The organism is Nevskia soli (assembly GCF_903970205.1).
Taxonomy (GTDB): Bacteria; Acidobacteriota; Terriglobia; order Bryobacterales; family Bryobacteraceae; genus Bog-113.
Genome location: NZ_CAJCHS010000389.1, coordinates 1 through 2965 on the forward strand (window position 1 = coordinate 1; position 2965 = coordinate 2965).

The window sequence follows — 2965 nt, forward strand, 5'->3', positions numbered from 1 at the left end:
CGCTGCTCAATCGGAATCTGGTCGCCGGATTGAAGCGAGAGATCGAGCGTGGAGATCGGCGCGGCGACATAGAAGGGAATGCCGTTCTCTTTCGCCACGACCGCGACCGTGTACGTGCCGATCTTGTTTGCCACGTCACCGTTGCCTGCGATGCGATCCGCGCCGACGATCACGCATCCGATCCGCCCGGACTTCAGGAAGTGTCCGGCCATATTGTCCGTGATCAACGTGGCCGGGATGCCGTCCTGCTGCAGCTCCCATACGGTCAATCGCGCGCCTTGCATGAACGGCCGCGTTTCATCGGCGAAGACGTCGATCTCTTTGCCCTGTTCCACAGCCGCGCGAATCACGCCCAGCGCGGTCCCGTAGCCCGCGGTAGCCAGCGCACCCGCGTTGCAATGTGTCAATACCGTCTTGTGGTCCGGAACCAGAGGCGCGCCATTTTTCCCGATCGCCTGATTGATCGCGATGTCTTCAATGCGGATCTGCTTAGCTTCGTCGACCAGCCGCTTTGTGATTGCGTCCGCGCTCGCGCCTTCCATCGCGTTGCGCACGGCCCGCATGCGTTCGATGGCCCAGAACAAATTGACGGCCGTGGGACGCGAGGCAGCCAGAGTCTCACAGACCGTATCGAAGTCCGCGCCTTGCACGACGCCCAGCGCCACCCCCATCGCAGCCGCAACGCCGATCGCCGGCGCCCCGCGGATCGTCATCTTGCGGATGTGATCGGCAACGTCCTGGTAAGTGGTGCAGGTCACGTACTCTTCGACGCTGGGCAAGCGGCGCTGATCGATCATCACCACGCCCTTGTCGGTCCACTGGATCGTTTCCACCATGTCTATGTTTTGAGGTTCCTTCCTACCGCGAAAAACAACGCGAACAGCGTTCCGTTATACCCGACATGCGCGAGCACGGAACTCTGCGTGGAACCCGACAGGTGCCGGATGACGCCGAACGCAATGCCGGCGACGGACACCAGAACCGCCGACCCCCACGAATTTCCATACTCCTGAAAATGCAGCGCGCCAAACAGCGCGCCGGTGATGCCGATGCCCGCGATGACGCCGGCCGTCCGCACAAACAAGGGTTGCAAAAAGCCGCGGAAGAACAACTCCTCGGCCAGCGGCGCCAGAGTAACGGCGAACAGCGCCAGGGCAATTGCGCCGCCGGGCTCGCTCAGCAGTTTCTGCATTTCCGAGTCTTTGGCCTGCACACGCAGGAGCCCGCCGAGCACCGCAATCGCGATTGAAAGCACCGAACCGAGAATCACCGCGGAGGCGGCTGGCAGGCGCGAATGCACCCATCCCAGCGAGCGCCAAAACGGCGCGTCGTATCCAAGACGCAGGATGCCCGCAAGCACGGCGAACAACCCGGCATACCCGATGGCCTGCGCGCTCACCAACACCGCGGGCGTGTCGGAGTGTACGTGCAGCAGCGCTGCGATTCCCCGCATGATCAGCGCCGCGACAAACAGGCACGGCAATCCGAGACCAAGCAGCAGCGCCGCATCCTGCCAATTCCAGAACGGAAAGCGTTTGGGCGGAACCGGCTCGACCTCGACGTCTACCTTTACGTTGTCTTCGGACGGCGTCACGCGGCGACCCCGGATGTCTTCATCACCTTCCGCAGCGCTTCTCCCGTGAAGCTCTTGCGCGACTTCATAATCTGCTCCGGCGTACCTTCGGCGATGATGCGCCCTCCGAACTCGCCGCCGTCCGGCCCCAGGTCGATGATCCAGTCCGCGCTCTTGATCACGTCCAGATTGTGCTCGATCACCACCACCGAATTGCCCAAGTCGGTGAGCTTCTGCAGAACGTCAATCAGCTTGCGCACGTCGTCGAAATGGAGTCCCGTGGTGGGTTCATCGAGCAGGTAGAACGTTCGCCCGGTCTGCCGCTTGCTTAACTCGCGCGCGAGTTTAATGCGCTGCGCTTCGCCGCCCGAAAGCGTTGTAGCGGACTGCCCCAGGTGAATGTAGCCCAGCCCGACGGCGTTCAACGTCTCCAGCTTCGGCCGGATTTGCGGATGCGTTTCGAGAACGGGCAGCGCTTCTTCGATGGTCATCTCCAGCAAATCGGCGATCGAGTGGCCTTTGTACTTCACCTCCAGCGTCTCCTGGTTATAACGACGGCCCCGGCACACGTCACAGGTGACGTAAACGTCGGGAAGGAAGTTCATCTCGATGCGCTTCAGCCCGTCGCCCTGGCACGCTTCACAGCGGCCGCCCTTCACGTTGAAACTGAAGCGGCCCGGCTTGTACCCGCGCTCGCGCGATTCCGGCAGCATCGCGAACAGATCGCGGATCGGACTGAACAGGCCCGTATACGTCGCCGGATTCGAGCGCGGCGTGCGCCCGATCGCGGCCTGATCGATGCGCACCACTTTATCGATCTGGTCGATGCCTTTAATCTCCACGTGCGCGCCGGGCTCATCGCGCGAGCCGTAAATCTCGCGGGCCAGCGCCCGGTAGACAATCTCATTCACCAGCGTCGATTTTCCGCTTCCCGATACACCTGTCACCACGGTAAGCACGCCCAGAGGAATCGCGACATCGACGTTCTTCAGGTTATGCTCCGTGGCGCCCCGCACGGCGATTTCGCTTCCATTGCGGGCGCGCCGTTTCGCCGGCACGGGGATCGAGACGACTCCGGACAGATACTGGCCCGTAAGCGAATCCGGGTTGTCCGCGATTTGCTGCGGCGTCCCTTGCGCGACCAATTCGCCGCCGAGCCGCCCCGCGCCCGGCCCGAGATCGATCACATAATCCGCGCGCTCGATCGTCTCCGCATCATGTTCCACCACCAGCACGGTGTTCCCCATGTCACGCAGCCGGATGAGCGTGTTGAGCAGCTTGTCGTTATCGCGGGGATGCAATCCGATCGACGGCTCATCCAGCACGTACAGCACGCCGCGCAGCTTCGAACCGATCTGCGTCGCCAGCCGGATGCGCTGCGATTCGCCGCCG

3 protein-coding genes are annotated in these 2965 nt (G+C 62.7%); all 3 read right to left on the minus strand.

Features of this window, described 5'->3' with window-relative positions; genetic code table 11:
• Positions 1-836 (minus strand): S-methyl-5-thioribose-1-phosphate isomerase (mtnA, locus tag H1Y01_RS16950; RefSeq protein WP_180541689.1); only part of this gene is annotated, 836 nt, incomplete at its 3' end.
• Between the two features lie 2 nt (positions 837-838).
• Positions 839-1594 (minus strand): type II CAAX endopeptidase family protein, encoded by a 756-nt coding sequence (locus H1Y01_RS16955; RefSeq protein WP_180541690.1) that lies wholly within the window; start codon positions 1592-1594, stop codon positions 839-841.
• Positions 1591-2965 (minus strand): excinuclease ABC subunit UvrA (gene uvrA, locus H1Y01_RS16960; RefSeq protein ID WP_180541691.1); only part of this gene is annotated, 1375 nt, incomplete at its 5' end. The genes H1Y01_RS16955 and uvrA, both read right to left, overlap by 4 nt.